The organism is Bradyrhizobium sp. SZCCHNR1098 (assembly GCF_032489375.1).
Lineage (GTDB): Bacteria > Pseudomonadota > Alphaproteobacteria > Rhizobiales > Xanthobacteraceae > Bradyrhizobium.
In genome coordinates, this window is sequence record NZ_JAUEXY010000001.1 from 706,701 (window position 1) to 728,265 (window position 21,565).

18 protein-coding genes and 1 tRNA gene are annotated in these 21,565 nt (G+C 65.8%); 9 read left to right on the plus strand and 10 right to left on the minus strand.

Translation table 11 applies throughout. The annotated features are described in order from the left end of the window. Positions 1-16 precede the first annotated feature (16 nt). The 5 genes from proB to QX135_RS03260 all read right to left on the minus strand — a co-directional run bounded on the left by proB (position 17) and on the right by QX135_RS03260 (position 7,841). On the minus strand, positions 17-1,153 hold the full coding sequence (gene proB / locus QX135_RS03240; protein WP_315740731.1) for a glutamate 5-kinase: 1,137 nt from the start codon (positions 1,151-1,153) through the stop codon (positions 17-19). Between the two features lie 143 nt (positions 1,154-1,296). Beyond that, positions 1,297-2,367 (minus strand): GTPase ObgE, encoded by a 1,071-nt coding sequence (gene obgE / locus QX135_RS03245; protein ID WP_316178881.1) that lies wholly within the window; start codon positions 2,365-2,367, stop codon positions 1,297-1,299. 127 nt (positions 2,368-2,494) lie between these two features. After that, entirely contained in the window at positions 2,495-4,609 is a 2,115-nt protein-coding gene (locus tag QX135_RS03250) for a hypothetical protein (RefSeq protein WP_315797876.1), read from the minus strand. Between the two features lie 19 nt (positions 4,610-4,628). After that, positions 4,629-5,801, minus strand: coding sequence for a phosphatase PAP2 family protein (locus QX135_RS03255; protein WP_316178883.1), 1,173 nt, complete (start codon positions 5,799-5,801; stop codon positions 4,629-4,631). Between the two features lie 117 nt (positions 5,802-5,918). Next, on the minus strand, positions 5,919-7,841 hold the full coding sequence (locus tag QX135_RS03260) for an adenylate/guanylate cyclase domain-containing protein (RefSeq protein ID WP_316178885.1): 1,923 nt from the start codon (positions 7,839-7,841) through the stop codon (positions 5,919-5,921). Positions 7,842-8,336: 495 nt separating this feature from the next. On the opposite strand from QX135_RS03260, the gene QX135_RS03265 reads away from it, so the two are divergent. After that, positions 8,337-9,254 carry a DMT family transporter gene (locus QX135_RS03265; protein ID WP_316178887.1) on the plus strand — a complete coding sequence of 306 codons (918 nt, stop codon included), beginning with the start codon at positions 8,337-8,339 and terminating at the stop codon, positions 9,252-9,254. Positions 9,255-9,285: 31 nt separating this feature from the next. Here the strand turns inward: QX135_RS03265 and QX135_RS03270 are convergent, their stop codons facing one another. The 3 genes from QX135_RS03270 to rplU all read right to left on the minus strand — a co-directional run bounded on the left by QX135_RS03270 (position 9,286) and on the right by rplU (position 10,805). Continuing rightward, positions 9,286-9,879, minus strand: coding sequence for a GNAT family N-acetyltransferase (locus tag QX135_RS03270; RefSeq protein WP_315777272.1), 594 nt, complete (start codon positions 9,877-9,879; stop codon positions 9,286-9,288). 140 nt (positions 9,880-10,019) lie between these two features. Beyond that, complete coding sequence (gene rpmA, locus QX135_RS03275) at positions 10,020-10,289, minus strand: 50S ribosomal protein L27 (RefSeq protein WP_008961804.1); 270 nt, start codon at positions 10,287-10,289, stop codon at positions 10,020-10,022. A gap of 132 nt (positions 10,290-10,421) precedes the next feature. After that, entirely contained in the window at positions 10,422-10,805 is a 384-nt protein-coding gene (gene rplU / locus QX135_RS03280; protein ID WP_315757168.1) for a 50S ribosomal protein L21, read from the minus strand. 371 nt (positions 10,806-11,176) lie between these two features. Between rplU and QX135_RS03285 the strand changes: the two genes are divergently transcribed. From QX135_RS03285 to QX135_RS03300, 4 genes are all read left to right on the plus strand, one after another. Beyond that, entirely contained in the window at positions 11,177-12,313 is a 1,137-nt protein-coding gene (locus tag QX135_RS03285; protein ID WP_316178890.1) for an ROK family protein, read from the plus strand. A 479-nt stretch (positions 12,314-12,792) separates the two neighbouring features. Beyond that, a complete protein-coding gene (locus QX135_RS03290; RefSeq protein ID WP_316178892.1) occupies positions 12,793-13,452 on the plus strand; it encodes an outer membrane protein in 660 nt (219 codons plus the stop codon). Positions 13,453-13,697: 245 nt separating this feature from the next. Then, positions 13,698-13,787, plus strand: a tRNA-Ser gene (locus QX135_RS03295). Between the two features lie 49 nt (positions 13,788-13,836). Further along, on the plus strand, positions 13,837-14,595 hold the full coding sequence (locus tag QX135_RS03300; RefSeq protein WP_315781591.1) for a DUF2786 domain-containing protein: 759 nt from the start codon (positions 13,837-13,839) through the stop codon (positions 14,593-14,595). A gap of 110 nt (positions 14,596-14,705) precedes the next feature. On the opposite strand, the gene QX135_RS03305 is transcribed toward QX135_RS03300, so the two are convergent. Further along, the gene (locus QX135_RS03305) at positions 14,706-15,314 is read right to left on the minus strand and encodes a hypothetical protein (RefSeq protein WP_315777267.1); all 609 of its coding nucleotides are present in this window, start codon (positions 15,312-15,314) and stop codon (positions 14,706-14,708) included. Between the two features lie 190 nt (positions 15,315-15,504). On the opposite strand from QX135_RS03305, the gene QX135_RS03310 reads away from it, so the two are divergent. Further along, positions 15,505-15,840: an MmcQ/YjbR family DNA-binding protein gene (locus tag QX135_RS03310; protein WP_316178896.1), complete on the plus strand. Its 336-nt coding sequence runs from the start codon at positions 15,505-15,507 to the stop codon at positions 15,838-15,840. A 41-nt stretch (positions 15,841-15,881) separates the two neighbouring features. Here QX135_RS03310 and QX135_RS03315 read toward each other — a convergent pair whose 3' ends face one another. Beyond that, the gene (locus QX135_RS03315) at positions 15,882-16,916 is read right to left on the minus strand and encodes a hypothetical protein (RefSeq protein ID WP_315770535.1); all 1,035 of its coding nucleotides are present in this window, start codon (positions 16,914-16,916) and stop codon (positions 15,882-15,884) included. Between the two features lie 502 nt (positions 16,917-17,418). Between QX135_RS03315 and QX135_RS03320 the strand changes: the two genes are divergently transcribed. From QX135_RS03320 to QX135_RS03330, 3 genes are all read left to right on the plus strand, one after another. Then, positions 17,419-17,916 carry a YchJ family protein gene (locus QX135_RS03320; RefSeq protein WP_315770675.1) on the plus strand — a complete coding sequence of 166 codons (498 nt, stop codon included), beginning with the start codon at positions 17,419-17,421 and terminating at the stop codon, positions 17,914-17,916. A gap of 365 nt (positions 17,917-18,281) precedes the next feature. Beyond that, on the plus strand, positions 18,282-19,790 hold the full coding sequence (locus QX135_RS03325; protein ID WP_315740824.1) for a bifunctional class I SAM-dependent methyltransferase/glycosyltransferase family 2 protein: 1,509 nt from the start codon (positions 18,282-18,284) through the stop codon (positions 19,788-19,790). 151 nt (positions 19,791-19,941) lie between these two features. Then, positions 19,942-21,561 carry a hypothetical protein gene (locus tag QX135_RS03330; protein ID WP_316178899.1) on the plus strand — a complete coding sequence of 540 codons (1,620 nt, stop codon included), beginning with the start codon at positions 19,942-19,944 and terminating at the stop codon, positions 21,559-21,561. Positions 21,562-21,565 lie beyond the last annotated feature (4 nt).

The window sequence follows — 21,565 nt, forward strand, 5'->3', positions numbered from 1 at the left end:
CGCCGGTGCCTTGGCCTCAGGCTGGGCCGGCGCCCGCCGGGCCGATGACCAGGTCGTCGCGATGGATCATCTCGGCGCGGCCGGAGACGCCGAGGATGATGGCCACGTCCGGCGACGAGCGACCCTTGATCCGCTCGGCATCATCGGCGTCGTAGGCGACGAGGCCGCGGCCGATCTCATGGGTGTCGGGGCCGCGCACCACGACGGCATCGCCGCGGGCGAACTGGCCGTCGACACGGATGACGCCGGCCGGCAGCAGGCTCTTTCCGGCGCGCAGTGCGGTCACTGCGCCGGCATCGATCGTCAGCGTGCCCTTCGGCTCCAGCGAGCCCGCGATCCAGCGTTTTCGCGCGGTGACCGGGTTCGCTGGCGTCAGGAACCAGGTGCAGCGGCCGCCATCGGCGATCGCCCGCAGCGGATGCTCGATCTTGCCGGACGCAATCAGCATGTGGGTGCCGCCTGTGGTGGCGATCTTGGCGGCTTCGATCTTCGTGCGCATGCCGCCGCGCGAAAACTCCGAGGCGGCGCTGCCGGCCATGGCCTCGATGTCGGCGGTGATGCTCTCGACCACGGGGATCAGTCGCGCATTCGGATCCTGCGCGGGCGGCGCGGTGTAGAGGCCGTCGATATCGGACAGCAGTACCAGCAGATCGGCGCTCGCCATGGTCGCGACACGGGCGGCGAGGCGATCATTGTCGCCATAGCGGATCTCGGCCGTCGCAACCGTGTCGTTCTCGTTGATGACCGGCACTGCGCGCCATTCCAGGAGCTTGGCGATGGTCGAACGGGCGTTGAGATAGCGCCGGCGCTCCTCGGTGTCCTGCAGCGTCACCAGGATCTGGCCGGCACTGACGCCGTGGGCGCCGAGCACCTCCGACCAGGTCCGCGCCAGCGCGATCTGGCCGACCGCGGCGGCCGCCTGGCTCTCCTCCAGCTTCAGCGGTCCGCGCGGCAGTTTCAACCGGCTGCGGCCGAGCGCGATCGAGCCTGAGGACACGACCAGCAGCTCGCAGCCGCGGCTGTGCAGCCTGGCGATGTCGGCGGCCAGCGCTGTGAGCCAGGAGGCGCGCACCTCGCCGGCCTCGGAATCGACCAGCAGCGACGAGCCGACCTTGACGACGATGCGGCGGAAATTTTCGAGACGGGGTGCCATGGCGTGAACAGGGTCGGTTCGAGCCCTCGCATCGTGATGAGAGGTGCGTGGCTGACACGCGGTCCCACGGGACGGGGCTCAAGTGTTGATGGATGGCGGCGAGTGTCGCAAGCGAGGGCCTGCGAGGCAAGGTTGGCTTCAGTTCAGCCCTGCGGTGACGTTGGGGCCGCCCATGGCTCCTCGGTCGCCGCGCTCTCGGTCGTGCTCTTGGCCTTGAGGGACACCGGCTGTTCGCCGACCACGTCGGCGAGCTTGCGCAGCGCTTCCTTGACGCCCTCGCCGGTGGTGCCGGAGATCAACAGCGGCGTCTTCTTGGCGGCGCGCTTCAGCCGGTCCCTCTGCTTCTTCAGCTCGTCCGGGTCGACCGCATCGATCTTGTTCAGCGCGACGATCTCCACCTTGTCGGTCAGCTCGCCGCCATAGGCTTCCAGCTCGTGCCGCACCGTCTTGTAGGCCTTGCCGGCATGCTCGCAGGTGGCGTCGACCAAGTGCAGCAGCACACGGCAGCGCTCGACATGGCCGAGGAAACGGTCGCCGAGGCCGGCGCCCTCATGCGCGCCCTCGATCAGGCCGGGAATGTCGGCCAGCACGAACTCGCGGCCGTCGGCGTTCACGACGCCGAGCTGTGGATGGAGCGTGGTGAACGGATAGTCGGCGATCTTCGGCTTGGCGGCCGAGACCTTGGACAGGAAGGTCGACTTGCCGGCATTGGGCAGGCCGACCAGGCCGGCGTCGGCGATCAGCTTCATACGCAGCCAGATCCAGCGCTCCTCGCCGGGCTGGCCGGGATTGGCGTGGCGCGGCGCCCGGTTGGTCGGCGACTTGAAATGCGCGTTGCCAAAGCCGCCATTGCCGCCCTGGGCCAGCACGAAGCGCTCGCCGACCGCGGTAAAGTCGTGGATCAGCGTCTCCCGGTCCTCGTCGAAGATCTGGGTGCCGACTGGAACCTTGAGCACCACCGACTTGCCGCCGGCGCCATGACAGTCCTTGCCGGACCCGTTTCCGCCCCTCTGGGCCTTGAAATGCTGCTGGTAGCGGTAGTCGATCAGGGTGTTGAGGCCGTCGACGGCCTCAATCACGACGTCGCCGCCGCGGCCGCCATTGCCGCCGTTCGGGCCGCCGAACTCGATGAACTTCTCGCGCCGGAACGCAACGCAACCGTTGCCGCCGTCGCCGGAGCGCACATAGACCTTGGCTTCATCGAGGAATTTCATAGGGCTCTAGGTAGGCGAGGCGGGCCTCCGGGGCAACTCAAACCGCCGCGGATCGCGCGGAAAAGCTCAAGATTCCCGCCCCGGTCAGGGCCGAAGGCCGCTCGCGCAGCACCGCGACGACCTGCCGCTACGGCGGCTCGAGATCGCCGCCGCCCCTCTTTGCGATCTCCGCGATGTCGTTCGGGGACGGGACGGCGGTGGGCTGAGGCAAAGCCAAGCCGCCGCGCAATCTCGCAAATTGGCGCGCGAGTTGCGGAGCCGCAGTGCTCGTCCCGATCAGGCGCAGGACGGCGCCGCTCCGGTTACCCCCGGCACGGATTCCGGTGAGGGCGTTGTCTTCGTCACAGGGCAGCACGTAATCCGGACCGATGCGGTGGCCGCCGCGGGGCCGGCCCGCCGATGAATAAGGCGTCTTGCGGCCATCCGCCACCACGTACCCGCCTGCAACATGGACCCGGTGCTTCTTGCCGGTTGCGATCCCGTTCAGCGTCCCAAACCGATCCAACAGCGATCCGGTCCGATCGAACTCCCCGTCGATGCGCGTGCAACTGGCCCCAGCCGACCGGGTTTGCTCCCAGTTGGAATCGACAAAATGCGAGCGCTTGGCCCCCGTGCGCGCGCCCATGTTCGGATCGGTGCGCGCCACATAGGCGTGCATTTCGGCGTTTTCGGGAATGCCGTCGACCTTGATGGTCCAGTCGCCGTGCTCGTTGCTGGCCTGATCTTCTGGCCTCACCACGGTCGGGCCGACTTCGAGCAGCCACATCCTGTCTTTGCCCCAGACGATCGGGCCGATCAGCTGAGGGGTGGTGCCGCCCGGCTTCGGAAGCGTTGTTCCGATGACAGCACAGCCTGATGTCAGCTGAACTTTGCCGCTCGGCGACGTCAAGGTGACGGTGACTCCCTGGGCCTCATCGTCCTCCATCCAGATCTCTGCAAAGACCAGCACGGTATTGTCCGGCGGCAAACGCCAGATCCATTCGACGTGCTCGGGCTGCTCGCTGTCGCTGGTGAAGACGACGTGACCGTCGCTGAGATAGGCGTTGCCGGCGGAGAGCACGATGTCGAGCTTCGGCTTGTTGTTCTTGCCGTTGTATTCAGCAACCAGAGCCGACAAGGCGCTCTCGAGTTCTGCCGTGCCGTCATGCGGTCCGGTGGTCGGACCGTAGCTGAGGCTGATGATCACGTTCCTGGTCTTGACCGGGTCTGCAAACGACAGAATGTACTGGATGCCCTGGACGACATAGGTCTTCAGCCACACGCCAGTCGCATCCCGGATACATTCATCGGAGAATTGCACGAACACGACGTCAGCGTCGCACGCAGGATCAGTCGAGGGGCGACCAGGTGTCCAACTCGGCGGATCGCGGCGGTCCTTGCCTGGTTTCGACGGGCCGATACGAGAGGAAATCGGAACAGGCCCCGCCAGGACGTCCATGACATGGCCCCCATGCGAGTCCCGGCGTGCGAGGGTCGTGAACCCGGCGGCTGCGTAACAGCCATCCTCGTCGACGCCATCGGTAGCTGTCGCGTGCAGCGAGATCCAATCGTCGAGTCCGATCTGCTGCGGCTCTATGCCGGCGGCGAAATCGCGTCGGTACTCGAGACCGTAGGCAAAGTCGGTGAGCTCCATTCCGAACTTGCGCGTTCCGATCGCGACCGGCTGCTTATTCTGGTTCTGATCCCAGATGGCTCGGACCCGCGTGCTCAGTGGGCCGCTGGTTCTTAGGAAGCGCGCCGCAGAAAACGGGCAGCCATCGTCCAGCATGCCGATCAGAAGCGGTCCTGGCGCCTCCTTACCTTCCTTGAAGCGGTGGCGGATGGGCGCACTCTTTTGGAATGACTTGGGAGATGACGGTTTGACCGGCAAGGATAACGCGACCCGGTTGACATAATTGCCCCAGACGGACTCGTGCAATGCGCTATCCAGCACCGCACTCGCGCGGCAGCGCATCGTCAGGTACCGCGAGTCTGCCGCATAAGGCGCGAGTTCGATGCCGTACTTTGTCGTGGCGAACTCGGGCTGGGTTGGTTCCAGCTGGCCCGCCACTTTCGCGAAATCTGCGGCCGTTCCAGCCTCTTTCAGCTCGATCAGGAGCAGGAGCCTGTATTTGTCATCGTCGAAACGATCCCATTTTTCCTGGAGGTTTTCCTCGAAGTTCTTGAATTCCGTCGAGATCGCGTATCGGAGATAGGGATCGAAGCATCTCGGATAGTTCTTGGGCGCCCCGGGCTCGGCCATGGCTCGCTCTCCGCATGAATTATGGGTAGCTCGGAACGCCAAATCTGCCCTTCCACTCCGCTTGAGCCTCACACCAGACGTGATGCATCAGAGGGGACTGGGTGACGTTCACGCCGGCAGATTGCGAGAAGTAGAACGGACCCTGGTCGAGATCCTGGGCCGGGACGATCGTGGTGTTGAACGGATTGAAATCCGTCGTCGGGTATTGGTCGATTCCTGCCGCAAGGAAGGTCCGCTTCATGAAGGGCTGGCTCGTCTCGTCCCCATCGCAACGCCCGACAAAGTACTCGCCCAGGGCGACGCCCAGCATGCGTCCCGCCATGCTGTCAGCCGGAAAGTGGACGCCGGCGATGACGCGGTTGGTCGTGATCCGGGCACACACGCGATCGAGCTGATCGATGACCCATTTGTGCCGCGTCGGATCAAGCTTCAGCAACTGCTTCAACACGTAGGTGACCGCATAGGTCTGCGTCGCGTGCCCCATCGGGAAGCTTCCATGCCCCGGGGTCGTGATCATCGGCTGGACCTCGGCGTTGTATTCGACCGGACGGTAGCAGCCCAGCGCGTGCTTGACGCGCATCTCCACGTAGACGCAAAATTGCAGCACCATGTTGATGAGTTCGAATGTGCGCCGCGTCCGCTCGGCATGGAGGTAGACGATCGATGCCCAGAAAGCGAACTGCGGATCGATCTGCGCCAGGATTTCCGTGGCGCGCTCGTTGCGCAGTTCGGCCCAACTGAGGACCAGGGGGATCTGCTGTTCGAAGGTGGTTTGTGCCGGCCGCTGAATTTCGGCGATCAGCGATCTCTGTCCGGATACGGACGACCATATCTGGAAGGCGTCAGAGCTTGACGGTTGAGAGTTTGCCGTGATGCCCTGGAAGGTGATGCCTTGCAGCATCTCTCCGATAGCAACATAGGCGCGAACCCACGCCTCCCAGCGCTCCATTTGGGCGGGGTCATCGATGACCGGGAGCGCCGGCTCATAAAGCACGAGCGGTTTTTCGGTGACGATGCTGCCCTCGCGCACATGGATCAATGCATCGACCATCACCGGATTGGCATAGACATCGCCAAGCGTGCCGAGTACGGCACCGCCCGCGCCGCCGACGCCACCGGCACCACCCGCGCCACCCGCGCCGCCTGCTCCGCCCGCTCCGCCGGCACCACCTGCGCCGCCCAGTTGGCCCATGTCCGCCTCCTATGATTGAGTCAGCTCACAATGGTAGGGTCGTCCTTTCAGTTGCAGTTCGCCGGGCGATACTCACTCAGCTGTCGACCAGTTCACACGCCCGGATCCTTTTCGTCCTCAATGCCGCTTGGAGTTGCCGTTACCGGATGGCAGGCCGGCTAACGCCAGACAGCGCGCCCATTCCCGACCGGTTTCGAGCTGAGCGTTCGGCATGCGGGCAAGATAGGTTTCGACCGTCAGCGTCGGGTCGACCTCCCGCACCTTCGTTAGTGTCGATCGGGCCTCCTCCATTCGGCCCTGCAGCACGAGCGCAATGGTCAAGGCTCGCCACGTCGAGGGGTGCATGCGGTTGAGTGCCAGCGATGAGCGCGCAAGTCTTTCAGCGGTGGCATAGTCATGAGCGGAAAGTGCAGCCGTCGCGCTGAGCGACTCGAAGTAATAGCGCATCGGATCAAGCGGCGAGAGCTCCATGGCGCGCTGGGTCTCGTGCACTGCAGCGGCACCGTCACCCTTGAATGCGTCGACCGTCCCAAGGAACAGCCAGCCGAGCGCGTGGCTGGGGTTTGCGAGGACGGCCGCCTCGCAACGCCTGCGCGCCATGTCGAGGTCCTTGAACAGATGACAGTAGACGAACCCCTCGGCTGCGAGCGCGAGCGCGTCGGACGGGTCGCGATCAAGCGCGGCATGGGTCGTCGCCAGGGCCTCGGCTGCGTCGCGGGTGCGGTCCTCAGACCAGCCTCGTGTCAGTCGCAGGATGTACCAGTGGCCGAGCCAGGCGCGCGGGGCCGCAATACGGCCGTGCCGGTTGATCAGCTCCTCGAGGATATTGCGTGTCTGGAGAAACTCTTCCCTGGTGGACCTGTGCATGAGCTTGATTGCGCCGAGCAGGAGCGAGTAGCTCTCGAGCGTCGGCAGCGGCTGGGTCAGGATATGGTCGACCTCGGCGTCGAACACGGCGAAGTGTACGGCTCGTGCGATGCGATCGGCCATCTCGCTTTCGGGCCGAAGCAAATCCTCGACGGATCCGCTGAGCCGATCCGTCCAGATCACCTGATCGTCGCGGGCGGCGGAGAGCTCAGCAGTCACCATGATCTGGCTGCCGTTGGCCACATAGGCTCCACTGAGGACGTAGGCCGCACCCAGATGCGCCGAGACCTGGCCAAGGTCGCTGGTCCGACCGCGGAACACGGCGGTCGAAAGCCGCGAGATCACCTTGAGATTCGCAGACTTCGACAGGCGCCAGATCACGCCGTCGGCGATCAGGTTGCCGACGTCCACGAGCCCAGGCGCCTCGGTTCGGGCTGCGAATGGAATCACCGCAATGCTCGGCTGCATCGCCGCTCCGTAGTCGCGCCTCCCGGCGATGCTCGGCTGCGGCCCCGGCGGACCGACGCGGTATGCTCGAACCGGCCTGTCAAAGTGCTTCAAAACGCAGTTGCCGAGATCTTCGCAGACCGCGTCGACGCCATGCGTCAATTCGTCACGCGCGGCGGCGCTCCCGATCGTCTCGCCTGGGCTGGCGAGGCTAGCCAGAGCGGCAGCGAGCTCCTCCTGCGCCGATGCGCTTGCGATCGTCTCGCCGGGTCCGGCCAGAGTTGCCAGCCGTGCCGCAAGGTTGACGCCGGTCCCGTAGATGTCGACGCCATCGCTCCAAGCCATTGCGGCGTTGATGCCCGCACGCAAGTGAAGATGTCGATCATCCGGGAGCCCGGCGTTCTGCGCAGCCGCCGCTCGATGCATCTCGGCAACGGCATTCACGGCATCCCTGACGGTCTCGAAACGAGCAAGCAAGCCGTCGCCAAGGCTTTTCACAAGAGTGCCCTGATGCCGGGGCAATATTTCCGACGCGATCAGGCGGATGAGTTCGGTCCAGCGCTGAACGGTAGCAGCCTCATGCGCGCTCATCAGGCGCACGGATTCGACCACATCGACCAACAGCACCACGGTCTGCTGCAGCACCAGACTTGCCGCAGCATTCCCCATCGCGGGCGGTTCCGCCCGGAGATCCAGCTCGTTCTTGCCCTCTGCATCACTGCTCATATTGGACTCGAAACGGGCGCACGCCCTGTTTCATGACGCGGCGGCCAGCCGAGATGTCGCGCGGGTGCAAGCGATGCGGTGCCGGCGCTGCCCTGCTGCCGACGAATGTGGGTATGGGGATATGCTGCGTTGGCATGACCAGATACTCGAACCGCTTCTAGAGCCGCCATCGCGCGTCAGATTCGGAGCGCCTCGTCCCAAATGCAACTGCATATGATGGGTTTTGCCGAGCGCCCGAATGGTTCAGCAAAATCGCAGGTTGAAGAACCGGATCGAAAAGAAGCTGCAGTATGAGGCCCGGGCGAGTGTGGTGCGCCGGAACCCCGGCTCGCTTAATCGTGATCTTGTGATCGGCGCCTGTGTTTGCGCATCTTCCCGCCGAGGGCTTGTCGCGCGCGCTCACGACTCCTAAACGAGCCGATGAAGAAATGAAGGCCGGGATACCGCGACCATATCGCACCCGGGCTTCAGCCAGAACAACCAGCCCATTGCGCAATGACCCTCCTCTCCCGGATCTCCGTCCAAAACGATGTACGATCGGCGCGGCTGGCCGGCATCGGCCTGATGCTGCTGTCGATTTCGATGTTCTCGTTCGGCGATGCCTTGGGCAAGTTCCTGGTGTCGACCTATGCCGTCGGCCAACTGCTGTGGCTGCGCGCCTGTGCGGCGCTGCTGCTGCTCGCGCCATTCATCTGGCGCAACCGGGTCGCCTTTCTGCAGCTCGAGCGTCCCTGGCTACAGCTGGTGCGCGTGATCCTGTCGACGCTCGAGGTCGCGGCGTTCTTTCTCGCCACCGTCTATCTGCCGCTCGCCGACGTCATCACCTACTATCTCGCAGGTCCCATCTTCGTCACCGCGCTGTCTGCGCTGGTGCTGCGCGAGCATGTCGGCTGGCGACGCTGGACCGCGATCCTGATCGGCTTCTGCGGCGTGCTGATCGCGCTGCGGCCCTCGGCGCAGACCTTCAGCCTGCCGGCCCTGATTGCGCTCGGCGGCAGTCTGTCGTTCGCGGTGCTGATGCTGATCACGCGCAGCCTGCGCGCAACGCCGGACATCGTGATGGCGTCGTCGCAATTCGTCGGGACCTTCCTGCTCGGCGCGGCGATGTCCTCGTTCGGCTGGGTGACGCCGACGCCCGGCAGCCTGGTGATGTTCGCGGCCGCCGGCATCATCTCGGTGACCGCGCTGTTCTGCGTCAACCGCTCGCTGAAGCTCGCGCCGGCCTCAGTGGTCGTGCCCTATCAGTACACGATGATCGTCTGGGCCGTGCTGTTCGGCTTCGTCGTGTTCGGCGACGTGCCGCATCCCGCGACGATCGTCGGCGCCACCATCATCATCGGCGCGGGGCTGTACATCTACTTGCGGGAACGAAGCCTGGGGCAGGGACAGGGTGCGGTGAATCCGCCGGCCTGAGGTGCCACCCTCCAGGGGAGGGTGGCCCGGCCTAGTTCCGCCGTCCCGCGTTGGCCCAGGCCTTCAGCGACCCCCAGACACCGCGGGTGAGGCGGAAGGCGTCGACCGGGGCGGACGAGCCGAGCACCTCGAAGCGGTGCAGCTCGACGCCGGTCCATTGGAAGCCGCACTTTTCGAGGATGTTGCGCGAACCAGGATTGTTGACACGGGCGTGCCCGATCAGCACGTTCTCATCGCCCTCCTCGAAGAAATAGTCGATCGTGGCGCGCGCCGCCTCGGTGCCGAAGCCGCGGCCCCAATGATCGACGCCGAGCCAGTAGCCGAGCTCGGCCCGCCCTTGCGCAGGACGGTTGATGCCAACCATGCCGATCGGCGTGTCCAGGTGTTCGATCAGGAAGGCGGTCTCGCCTGCCTGCTCCGCCAGCGCGCGCACGAAACGGGCGGCGTCGACCTCCGAATACGGGTGCGGCAGGCGGCGGGTGTTCTCGGCGATAACACGGTCGTCGGCGAGCCGGGCGATGGCAGTCACGTCCGCGAGCACCGGCGCACGCAGCGTCAGCCGGGGGGTCTCGAGGACGCAAGGTCTCGCCTCGCGCAAGGTGGGAGTCGTGATGTCCTGCAGCATGTCGGGCTCCATCGACGCTTCGGGATCAACTGATCAGCGAAAAAGAAAAGGGGAGGCCGGTTGTCCCGCCTCCCCTGGAGCCATCTGGCGCTCCGCCGGTTCATCAGGACCCGGCGGACGCATGTTGTTCCACCGTTATTCTATTCGGCAGCCTGGGCGGCTACCGGCCGCACCGAAATGAACGTGCGGTTGGCCCGGTCATGGAACTCGACGACGCCCTCGATCTTGGCGAACAGGGTGTGGTCCGTGCCCATGCCGACGTTGAGGCCGGGGTGCCAGGTCGTGCCGCGCTGACGCGCAATGATGTTGCCGGGAATCACGCGCTCGCCGCCGAACGCCTTGATGCCGAGGCGCTTGCCCTTGGAGTCGCGTCCGTTGCGGGATGAACCGCCTGCCTTTTTATGAGCCATCGCTCGTCTCCGATCTCGCGATCACCTTTAGCGCGATTCCGCCAAGGGATCATTCACATTTGCTGGGCGCGGACGAAAAATCCGCGCGATGAGGGTTCAAGCCAATGCGGCGCGGCAATCGCGCCGGCACGCTTACTCGGCGGCGTCGGCCGCCGGGGCTTCCGCCTTGGCCTTCTTCGGCCGCGGGCCCTTGGTCGGCTTGGCGTTGCCGGTCAGGATTTCGCTGACGCGGATCAGCGTCAGCTCGTCCCGGTAGCCGCGCTTGCGGCGCGAATTCTTGCGGCGGCGCTTCTTGAACGCGATGACCTTGGGGCCGCGCTTGTGGTCGAGCACCTCGACGGCCACGGACGCACCGGCCACGGCGGGCACGCCCAGCACCGGGGTGTCGCCACCGACCACCAGCACTTCGTTCAGCTGCACGATCGTACCGGGCTCACCGTCGATCTTGCCAATCTCGAGCACATCATCCGGGGCGACGCGGTATTGCTTGCCGCCGGTCTTGATGACTGCGAACATCGTTCTCATCCTTCGTGTTCGATCCCGGCCTCGAAGCACCATGGCCCCGGGTCGGCTTCTTGTTCAGTCGTTATGGTTCATGAAGTCCGGCCCGATCGGGACCGGCGTCGCGCCCTTGGGCTCAACACCCGCCGGATACGCGCAACGACAAACGGCGCGAGAACACCCGCGCCGGTCTATCGGGTGCTTATAGCCGGGTCGGCTGACGAGTCAAGGGAAAGGGGCGAATAGGGAGTAGCGAGTAGGGAACGCAGGTGGCGACCAACCTCGACCCCTATTCGCTACTCCCGATTTGCCATTCGCCCTCCCGCCGCAACCAAACTGTCGCCTGCGCCGTTGTCCGGGCCAACGCACAGCACGGCAGGGATCCGATGGCCGACGACGTCATGACCACCACGGGCATCGCCCGCCACGGCGCGGCGCGGCTGCCGTCGGTCGAGATCGACAGCTTCAACATCGAACTCAAGGACGAGGATGGCTTCCTCGGTGACCGTGCCTCCAAGGGCGCGTTCCGCAAGATCCTCGAGCGCTGGCGCAAGCCGTTGCGCAAATCCGACAAGGACCCGTTCGGCGACGAGGACAGCGAGACCATCAGCAAGAAGGCGCTGGATGCGATCCTGGTCGGCGACGACACCGAGGCCTCTGCCGTGGTGCACTCCGCGATCGAGGAGTTCGCCCAGGAGCTCGCTTATGTGACCCGGCGCTTCCTGCGCACCAAGGCCTGGGCCAAGACCGAGTGCATCGTGGTCGGCGGCGGCTTTCGGGATTCCCGGCTCGGCGAGCTCGCCATCGCGCGCACCGAGATCATCCTCAAGGACGAGGGCTTCGGCGTCGAGTTGGAGCCGATCCGCTACCATCCCGACGATGCCGGGCTGATCGGCGCGCTGCATCTGGCGCCGTCGTGGATCTTCGAGGCCCATGACAGCATCCTCGCGGTCGACATCGGCGGCACCAATATCCGCTGCGGCGTCGTCGAGACCGCCCGGAAGAAGGCGCCGGACCTGTCCAAGGCGTCGGTCTGGAAGTCCGATCTGTGGCGCCATGCCGATGACGAGCCGACGCGGGAAGGCGCCGTCAAGCGGCTCGCCAAGATGCTGAAGGGCCTAATCGAGGAGGCCGATACCGAGGGGCTCAGGCTCGCGCCGTTCATCGGCATTGCCTGTCCCGGCGTGATCAGCGAGGACGGCTCGATCGAGAAGGGTGCGCAGAACCTGCCGGGCAATTGGGAGAGCAGCAAGTTCAACCTTCCGGCCAGCCTGGTCGAGGCGATCCCGATGATCGGCGATCACGACACCGCGGTGCTGATGCACAATGACGGCGTCGTCCAGGGCCTGTCCGAGGTGCCGTTCATGCAGGAGTTCGAGCGCTGGGGCGTGCTGACCATCGGCACCGGGCTGGGTAATGCCCGCTTCACCAACCGTCGCAAGGAGAACGGTCGCAAGGACAAAGATGACAAGTCGAAGGACGAGAAGGGCGACGACAAGAAGGCGGCCAAGAAGAAGGATTGAGCGTCGGCGCGGCCGCACCACTGTGTCTCTCGGCGGCCCGGAGGGAGCGATGCTGCGTTGCAGCGGGGGGTGCCTCCCCGGTCCAAGACGTGCGGAAAACCGCCGTGCAACCAATCGGATGGCCTAAAACCCGGTAACCTTGACTGGTTAGGTTAAGGAACGGTTCACATTGCGATGCACGCGCAGATGGCCCAGGGTCGCCGGCGTCGCTCAGGCCGGCCGGATTGACCCCCGTCTCTTCCGTCGGTTTCCCCAAGATGTAGCGACACGGGACCGCCGGTATGTGTCAGCGTACGGCGGTCCCACCCTCTTGCTTGTCCTTTCCGACCTCCGCCAGCCATCGCGGCCTGCAACGACCAAAAAATCCTCGGCATGATGCCAGTCCATATTTACAAACCGTCTAGTCGGTTTTATAAGAAGGCATCCCAAATGGGGTGGGATTTTGACGGCGCGCTCGCGCCCAAACGGAGTATGAGCAGATGACGATCAGAGGCGCGAGATCTTGGCCGGCCGCCCTGGCGGTGACCGCGCTGGCCTGCGGCGGGGCGCAGGCGGCGGACCTGCCGGCGACCGCGTACAAGGCGCCGGCCTATGCGGCTGCGCCGGCGCCGTTCTCCTGGACCGGCTTCTATGCCGGCGCCAATGTCGGCGGTGCCTTCACCGGCAATGATGGGTTCGCCAATGCTGCGAGCGGCAATGGCGGCAAGCTGTCCGGGGTCATTGGCGGTCTGCAGGCCGGCTACAACTACCAGCTCTCGCCGCTCGTCGTGGTCGGCATCGAGAACGACCTCGGCTTCACCGGCCTGTCGCGCAAGGGCGACCTGGTCAATCCCGCCATCAGTGCGCCCTGGCTGACCTCCGGCCGCGCCCGCGCCGGCGTCACGCTGCTCGACCAACGGCTGTTTCTGTACGGCACTGCGGGCCTCGCGGCCGGCGAGCTGAAGGACGGTCCGATCCACAAGGTGAAGATCGGATGGACCGCGGGCGGCGGTGCCGAATGGGCGTTCCTGCCGAAATGGTCGGCCAAGCTCGAATATCTCTACACCGACCTCAAGCACGACGGTCTGCCGGACTGGCGGGCAGCCAAGATCCACACGGTGCGGGCCGGCGTGAACTACCATTTCGACCTGTTCCGCTGACCGGAGCGCACCAGTGTCGACGGTGTTCGAAGGGCCCACGCGTCAGTCTCGGGCCTTCGGGACGCGCGGGTCGGGCGGTATAGCTGACTGACCCGCGCGAGCGGTTCGCTTCCCCGAGCGGACCGCAACCGGCCTGCGCGCGCCGCGCGACGGTCCGGGGAAAAATTCGGCCGGCTGCCTTGTCACCCCCTGCATCGTGCCCTAGAACGACGCCCGACCCGGGGGCTCGCCCCTGATTTGCGCCTGGAGAGGTGGCAGAGTGGTTGAATGCACCGCACTCGAAATGCGGCATAGGTGCAAGCCTATCGGGGGTTCGAATCCCTCCCTCTCCGCCAGTTCCCCCGTCTGCCACCTCCCAGCGGGGCTTCATATGAGCCGTGATCGGTGAGCCAGACGTTCGATCCTGCCGCCTCCGATCCTGTTGCGCTCGACAAGCTGAAATCCCGCATTCAGGCTTTGCGCGCGAAGACAATCGCCAATGGCTGCACCGAGGACGAGGCGCTGTCCGCGGCCGCCAAGGTCGCCGAGCTGCTCGATCGCCACGACCTGTCGCTGTCGGACCTCGAGCTGCGGGCGTCGGCGTGCGAGCGCAAGGTCTACGAGACCCATCGCAAGAAGCGCATTCCGCTCGACGACTGCATCGGCGCGATCGCGCATTTCTGCGATTGCCGGGTCTGGCGCGAGAAGAATCCGGCCGGCGAAGCGAGCTATGTGTTCTTCGGTCTCCCCGCGGATGTCGAGGTTGCGCACTACCTGGCGGAATTGATCGACAACGCCGTGCGCGCCGAACTCGGTCGCTTCAAGACCTCGGCCGAGTACCGCCGGTTCCGGCACCAGGACCGGCATCTCGCCAACGCCTCCTTCGCGCTCGGCATGGTGGTGTCGATCGCCGACCGACTGGTGGCGATGAAGGCGGCCCGGGACCAGGTCAACCAGAGCAGCGGTCGCGGCCTGGTCGTGCTCAAGACCTCGGTGGTCGATGCCGAATTCGACAAGCTCGATCTGAAGCTGCGGTCGGCGCGCAGCACGAGCCGGATGGTGTCGACGGCGGCCTATGAAGCGGGAGGTGCCGCGGGCACCACGCTCGCGATCAGTCCGGGCGTCAGCGGAGCGCCGCAACGAAATGGACCGAAAGGAAACTGAACTCAGTCCCTAACGGTCGTTGCCCTTATCGCTGGCATGTCCGACCCGATCGGCCGCTGATGGGGCAGGCCACCAGCGTTGGCTGCAGCAATCGTCGGTAGCGCATGCCCTCAGCTCTTCGCGCCCGGCCCCTTCAACGCATTCCAGGCCGCCTGGTTGGCCTGGTCGAACGCCTTGCGGGATTCGTTCAGGGCGGCGCTGAACACCGACCAGGATTCGCTGCCGGTCTGCTTCAGCTTCTCGAGATGGGCGCCGGCCTCCGCCGCGTCGGATTTGAGCTGCTTCAGCACGGCGTCGAGATCGGTGGTGCCGACCGTCGTCACCTTGGCCGCCGCCTCGCGAAACCTGTCGGCCGACTCCCGCCACGCCTTTGCCTGCGCAGCGGCGATGTCCTTGAAGGTCGCCTGCTGCTGCGCGGCCTGCTTGCCGGCGGCGTCGAAATAGGCCTTCATCTGCGCCTCGAATCCGGCCCAGTGCGCGTCCAGCTCGGTCTTCGCGCTGGCCATCGCGGCTTCGCCGGCTTCGGCTTGCGTCTTGAGCAGGGCCTCGAGATCGCCACGGCGCTTCTTCAGGTCCGCCATGATCTCCTGCGCCTTGGCCTTCGATGCCGCTTCGGCCTCGGTTGCCTTGATTTCGAGTGACGCCAGCGCGGCATCCATCTCGTGGAGGCGCTCCCTGGCCCAGTTCAGGTAGACCTGCATCGTGCTCTGTGCCGGCATGGCTGCTCTCCTCTGATCCATCCTGCGACAAGCCATATAGAAACGGCGTCGTATAGTTTTGACATGCATCAAGGCCCCGGGGTGCCGGGCATCACGTTCGCGTGCAGGGCGGCAGTGCGCCCCGCATGGCGGACCGCCATGGCCGGTGCTAGTCATATCGTTCGAATATGATCGCACGAGGCGCGTCGAGATGACCGGTGACGAATTTCGTACGCTCGCTTTGTCGCTCGCCGGAACGACCGAGGCGCCTCACTTCGATCGCACTGCGTTCAAGCTGCACCGGACATTTGCGACCCTGGCCGCTGATGGCGCATCCGCCAACGTCCTGCTCACGCCCGACGAGCAGGAGCACCATGCCGGGGTGCTACCCGGCGTGTTTCGCCGGGTCCCGAACAAATGGGGTGATCAGGGCTGGACCACCGTGTCGCTGGCCGATGTCGACGCCGCTTGCCTGCGCCCCGTGCTCGAGAGCGCGTGGCGCGCCGCGCATCGTGCGCAGGGGTCACGCGGCCGCAGCAAGCGCTGAGCCGACCTCGGCGAAACAATCGCCGGCGGCGACAAGAAATCTCATACCCTCCGCCCGACCATCAGCAGGATGCCGCCGATCTGCGGCAGCAGCGCCAGCAGGATCAGGCGGAGCATGATGAAGTCCTCGGCGGAGGGCTTCACCACGCCGCGCGACACCCAGGCCACCAGCTTGATCGCGGCCTCGGTTTGCGGATCGGCGGTCTGGCTCACCGTGGACATCGCCGCGTCCAGCGCCAGCCGGCGCTCGGCGACGGCGGCCTCGCGCTCCCGACAGAACTTGCCGACGCCGCCCTTGCACTCGCGGTCGCGCGCGGTCATTGCATCCGCAAGCGCCGTTTGCGCGGCCTGCACCGCGGGCGTGACCCGGGAGGCGCGCGCCAAGGTGACGTCGCTGATGTTGGTCGAGGCGAAGCCGATGCCGGCGGTGACCGCGAACACGAAGGTCATCAGCCACACCGTCCAGCCGGTCAGTGCCGAGGCGCGATGGCGCCCCTGCCACAGCCGCGCGGCGCAGCTCGGCATCACCAGCGCGACGAGGTCGGCGGTCACCCCGACCGCGAGAAACATCCAGCCGGCCGTGCTGTTCGAGCCGAGCGAATGCGCGAACCAGCCGTTCATGGCCATGCCGACCGCCGCCAGCGCCAGCGCGGCCAGTTGCAGCAGGATCGACGAGGCGGTGAGGCGTCCGCGTGCGACCTTGGCCGGAGTGACCGGCGCGGCGGCCGGAACGACCTCGCCCTCGATCACCGCGGGCGTTTCCCGCGGTGTCATTGTCGTCGGCGCGGTTGCTGCGGGGATCGCCGCGGCGGCCGCGCTCGCGGCGGCCTCCGTCCGTGCCGGCTCGGCCGCCGCCCGGCTCTTCGCCGGCTCGTTCACGAACTCCAGGAAGTCCGGCATGATCAGCGTCTCGGAGGCCAGCATCTCGTCGTCGAGCGCCGCCGTCTTGGCCTTCTCCGCCTTGTCGGCTCGGGGACGCGGACGCGGTTTGACCACCTTTGCCCGCTTCGGACGCGGCTTGGCCGTCTTCGGCTGCTGCCAGGGAATGATGGATGCGACTACGGACTCATCAGCCATCGGGGCTGCTCCAATCGGTGGTGATGGGCGCGACGCTGCGTTTGCACGCAGCGCGTCTCGCGCCGGCATCGGGTGCACGTTTGATCGGGAATCGAGCAGCGGCCCGCCTCGAAGCGGGCTTTCGTTGTTGCGGCCGGGCTGGCGTCGCGCGAAGAAATCGTTGGCGTCTCACGCGCCCTGATCCGCCGATGATGCGGAGGGCTTGCGGTCACAAGCGCCACGTAATGAGGCGGCGCCCGGAAGGTTCTGGTCCGCGCGGGGCCGGGCCGGTCAGCCGTGCGCCCAATACCCTTGTTCTTAACCAATGGTTAACACGGATTCGCCGGTTTCGAAACGGTGCCAGGTCCTCGTTCACATATCGGATGATCGCCAACCGAGAACTGCGTCTTTGCGGTCACAACCGCAAGTGACGCCCTTCTTGTTCAATGGACGAACGCGCGGGGGCCTCGGCCTCGCGGCGCGCTATGGTAGGACCTCGAATGTGGAGCTCCGTCGTCGTCTCATGCAATGTCCCTGCGGCTCAGGCTTTCCCTACGATCGTTGTTGCGGTCGCTATCTCCAAGGTGATGATCGCCCGCCGACGGCCGAAGCTCTGATGCGCTCGCGCTATACGGCCTATACGCGCGGCGACATCGGCTACATCGAATCGACGCTCGCCGCCGACCGTCGCAGCGCGTTCGATGCCGCCGCGGCGAGAACCTGGGCGACGCGCGCGACATGGCTCGGCCTGCGTATCGTCTCGTCGGTCCGCGGCCAGCCCGGCGACGCCGACGGCGTCGTCAGCTTCGTCGCAACCTATCGCGAGGCCGGCAAGACCATCGAGCACCACGAGGTCTCACAGTTTCGCCGCGACGACGACGGCGCCTGGCGCTTCGTCGAGGGTGACGCGCGAGCCGTCGTCACTCAGCCGAAGCGGGCGGCCGCCACCGCGAAGGTCGGCCGCAATGATCCATGCCCGTGCGGTAGCGGCAAGAAATACAAATTCTGCTGCGGACGGTGAGCGCAGCTGTTGATAGGAGGGGGCGCGACTGCGGGCTCGTCAGGTGCTTCCGTGCCCCGCGAAGGCAGGCGCGCGGGCGCTCAAGCCGTTGGTGCCGGCGCCAACCTGGCAACGACGGTCCAGCGTCACCGGTCTTCCCGCGCCCGCTTAGTTGCGAGCGCGAATGAGATGCAAAGATCGGAGGTATGCGGCGCGAACGATCGCGGCGGCCTCAATGTGGCTGGCCGATGTCTGCTCGTTTCCGTCGCGCGTCAGAGCGGGGGCGCCACGATGCCAACAGAGCGCAGGACTTCTCTGCCGCCGCCTTGACTCCGCCCAACCGGGCTGGCCTAGAAGGACGTAGTTCCTAACAGGGGTGGTATCAGGTGGCGGAGTTGGACGAGCAGGTCCGGCAGGACGAACGCGAGCGGTCGCAGGTTGCCGCAACCCTGTCGCCGGCAACGAAGGCGCTGTCACCGCGCAAGGCAGCCATCCTCGACCATGCCAACGATTTCGCCGATGCGCGCGCCGGCTGGCGCGACAAGGCGGCGTTCTTTCACAGCGAGGACGCGTGCTATCTGCGCTTCCTGATCCCGCCGGGCAGTCGCGTGCTCGAGATCGGCTGCGGCCTCGGCGACACCCTGGCATCGCTCGCGCCGTCCTACGGCGTCGGCATCGACTTCAGCGAAAAGCAGATCAAGATCGCCCGCAGCCGGCATCCTGAGCTGACCTTCATTCTGGGCGACGCGGAGGATCCGGCCACGCTCGCCGCCGCCACCGGCCCGTTCGACGTCATTCTGGTGCTCGACACCATCGGTTCGCTCGACGACTGCCAGCAGTTCATCGAGCAGTTGCACCCCTTGTGCACGCGCGAGACGCGCCTCGTCATCGGCTACTTCTCGCACCTCTGGTATCCGCTGCTGAAGGCTGCGGAGGCACTGGGCCTGCGGATGCCGCAGCCGGAGCAGAACGTGCTGTCGCCGGCCGACCTGCGCAATCTCGCGCAGCTTGCCGATTTCGATCCGGTGAAATCCGAGCAGCGCGTGCTGTCGCCGCTGCGGCTCTACGGCCTCGGCCGCTTCGCCAACCGCTTCCTCAGCGTGCTCCCGATTCTGCGCGCCTTGTCGCTGCGGCACTATCTGGTGTCGCGCTCGCTCCGCTGCGTGAGCGACGACGTCCGCTCGGCGACCGTCGTGATCCCCGCGCGCAACGAGCGCGGCAACATCGAGCCCGCGGTGCAGCGCATCGCCGCGTTCTGCCCGGACATCGAGATCATCTTCATCGAGGGCCACAGCAGGGACGGCACCTATGAGGAGATGGAGCGGGTGCGCCAGGCGTTCCCGGACCACGACATCAAGCTGATGCGGCAGCCCGGCAAGGGCAAGGCCGACGCGGTGTTCACGGCCTTCGACGCGGCACGCGGCGACGTGCTGATGATTCTGGACGCCGACCTCACCATGCCGCCGGAGCAGTTGCCGAAGTTCTTCGAGGCGCTGCGCTCGGGCAAGGGCGAGTTCATCAACGGCTCGCGCCTGGTCTATCCGATGGACGAGGGCGCGATGCGCTTCCTCAACCTCATCGCCAACAAGACCTTCTCCTATCTGTTCTCGTGGCTCTTGAACCAGCGCTACACCGATACGCTCTGCGGCACCAAGGTGCTCCGCCGCAGCGACTATGTCAGGCTCAAGGCCGGCAAGGCCTATTTCGGCGATTTCGATCCGTTCGGCGATTTCGACCTGATCTTCGGCGCCTCCAAGCTGAACCTGAAATCGATCGACCTGCCGATCCGCTACGCCGCGCGCAGCTACGGCGAGACCCAGATCTCCCGCTTCCGCCACGGCTGGATGCTGCTCAAGATGGTCGTGTTCGCGTTCTTCAAGATCAAGGCGATCTGAGGATGACGGGAGTTCGCGGTGTCCAGCCTCAGAGGAGGCTGCGCCGATCGTTCGCCAATCGACCTACGTCGTCAAGGCCGGGCTTGACCCAGCCTTCCACGCCTTCCTTCGCCGAGGAAGGACGACGTGGATGCGCGGGACAAGCCCGCGCATGACGAAGAAAACGATTACGAAAACATCGAATCCGCCTCGTGACGCCTTCGATCGCCTGACGCGCTTCGGCTGGCACGGCGGCGTCGCGGTCGCGCTGCTGCTGTCGCTCGTGTCGTTCCTGGTCGTCGGCTATTTCACCGTCTATTGGCGCAATGCCGACATGGACTTCATGATGATCTACAACGCGCTCGCCATCAACGATGGCGGCGCGCAGGCCTTCTTCGATCACCCGGCCTATCTCACCATCCTGTCGGTCGAGACCTGGTTCGCGTTGCTGCATCGGCTCGGCCTGCTCGACGCCTGGACATTGTCGGCGATTCCCGCCGATCACGCTGCCTTCGATGTCGCGATGACCGGCGCCGTCCATGCCGGACGCGTCGCCGCGCTGCTGATGGCGGCGGGCCTCATCCTGGCCTTTGCCTGGCTGGCGCGCCGGCTGGTGTCCGATTGGCGCATCGCCATGCTCGCCGTCACGGCCTTCGTATTCTCCGGCGGCGTGCAGATGCATCTGCGCATCCTGCGCAGCGAGATGATGGCGGCGTCGTTCTGCATTCTCGCGCTGATGATCCTGATCGTGGCGGCGCGCCGCGCCAGCCTCGCGCGTCCGCTTGCGATCGGGCTCGCCGCCACGCTCTGCACGCTCGGTCTGGAGAACAAGGTCCATGCGATCCTGTTGATCGCCGCGATCCCCGTGCTGGTGCTGCCGTTCGGCACGGCGACGAGCCGAAGCGTTGCGTTCTGGCAATCGCCGCGCGCCTGGGCGGCCGTGCTGGTCGCCGGGATCGCTGCGCTGCTCGCCCTGAGCGCTGCCTGGCCCCTGATCGTCGCCGGCTTCGATCCTGTCAACGCAACGGCTGCCGGCCTCAAACCCATGCTGTTGGGCCGCTTCGGCGTCTATCAGCTCGCGCTGCTCGGCCTGATCGCGGCCTGCATGGTCGTCTTCGCGTGGCTGTGGCGCGTGAGCGCGGCCGAAACTGTTGCGGCGCTACTGGCGATGGTCGCCGGCGCCGCCATCGGCCTGCTCGCGCTGGATCTGAGCTACGACGTCAACGATGTCGTCGTCGTGCTCAATCCGCTGGAGAAGATGATCACCTTTGTCGACGCGCCAGATGCCGCCGGTAGCCTGAGCGGTGCGATCGGGCTGTTGTTGTCCGGGCTGTTCGGGGTCATCAGGCGCTACACCTTCGTGCTGCAAACTTCGGCGCGGCCCACGGTGTTCCTGACCTGGCTGATCATCCCCGGCGTCGTCATGGCCTGGCGCCGCGGTGAGCGGCAGGCGGCTATCCAGGCCATTCTCCTGATGCTCGCTGCTATCGGCATCGATACGCTCGGTGTCCGCCGCGGGCTGAAGGTCGAGTACTTCGTCTTCACCGATCCCCTGATCATCATTGCCGGCATGGTCCTGCTCGATCATCTGGCGGACCTGCGCTTCTCCCGCTTCGCCTATCCGATCGGCGCGGCGCTGCTCGCGCTCCATGTCGGCATCAGCCAGGCCGAGCCGGTCAAGATGGCGCTCAAGCGCAGGGGGCCTGAGGAGGTCTGCGCGTGGAGCGGCCACTACATGCCACGGATGGCGCTGCCCTGGTGCGCGCCGCCGAACAGCCCGCCGAGGACGTGACGGC

Bases quoted from the DNA above. Each gene is read 5' to 3' on its own strand.
- proB (WP_315740731.1), bottom strand. From the start codon at position 1,153: ATGGCACCCCGTCTCGAAAATTTCCGCCGCATCGTCGTCAAGGTCGGC.
- obgE (WP_316178881.1), bottom strand. From the start codon at position 2,367: ATGAAATTCCTCGATGAAGCCAAGGTCTATGTGCGCTCCGGCGACGGC.
- QX135_RS03250 (WP_315797876.1), bottom strand. From the start codon at position 4,609: ATGGCCGAGCCCGGGGCGCCCAAGAACTATCCGAGATGCTTCGATCCC.
- QX135_RS03255 (WP_316178883.1), bottom strand. From the start codon at position 5,801: ATGGGCCAACTGGGCGGCGCAGGTGGTGCCGGCGGAGCGGGCGGAGCA.
- QX135_RS03260 (WP_316178885.1), bottom strand. From the start codon at position 7,841: ATGAGCAGTGATGCAGAGGGCAAGAACGAGCTGGATCTCCGGGCGGAA.
- QX135_RS03265 (WP_316178887.1), top strand. From the start codon at position 8,337: ATGACCCTCCTCTCCCGGATCTCCGTCCAAAACGATGTACGATCGGCG.
- QX135_RS03270 (WP_315777272.1), bottom strand. From the start codon at position 9,879: ATGCTGCAGGACATCACGACTCCCACCTTGCGCGAGGCGAGACCTTGC.
- rpmA (WP_008961804.1), bottom strand. From the start codon at position 10,289: ATGGCTCATAAAAAGGCAGGCGGTTCATCCCGCAACGGACGCGACTCC.
- rplU (WP_315757168.1), bottom strand. From the start codon at position 10,805: ATGTTCGCAGTCATCAAGACCGGCGGCAAGCAATACCGCGTCGCCCCG.
- QX135_RS03285 (WP_316178890.1), top strand. From the start codon at position 11,177: ATGGCCGACGACGTCATGACCACCACGGGCATCGCCCGCCACGGCGCG.
- QX135_RS03290 (WP_316178892.1), top strand. From the start codon at position 12,793: ATGACGATCAGAGGCGCGAGATCTTGGCCGGCCGCCCTGGCGGTGACC.
- QX135_RS03305 (WP_315777267.1), bottom strand. From the start codon at position 15,314: ATGCCGGCACAGAGCACGATGCAGGTCTACCTGAACTGGGCCAGGGAG.
- QX135_RS03310 (WP_316178896.1), top strand. From the start codon at position 15,505: ATGACCGGTGACGAATTTCGTACGCTCGCTTTGTCGCTCGCCGGAACG.
- QX135_RS03315 (WP_315770535.1), bottom strand. From the start codon at position 16,916: ATGGCTGATGAGTCCGTAGTCGCATCCATCATTCCCTGGCAGCAGCCG.
- QX135_RS03320 (WP_315770675.1), top strand. From the start codon at position 17,419: ATGCAATGTCCCTGCGGCTCAGGCTTTCCCTACGATCGTTGTTGCGGT.
- QX135_RS03330 (WP_316178899.1), top strand. From the start codon at position 19,942: ATGACGAAGAAAACGATTACGAAAACATCGAATCCGCCTCGTGACGCC.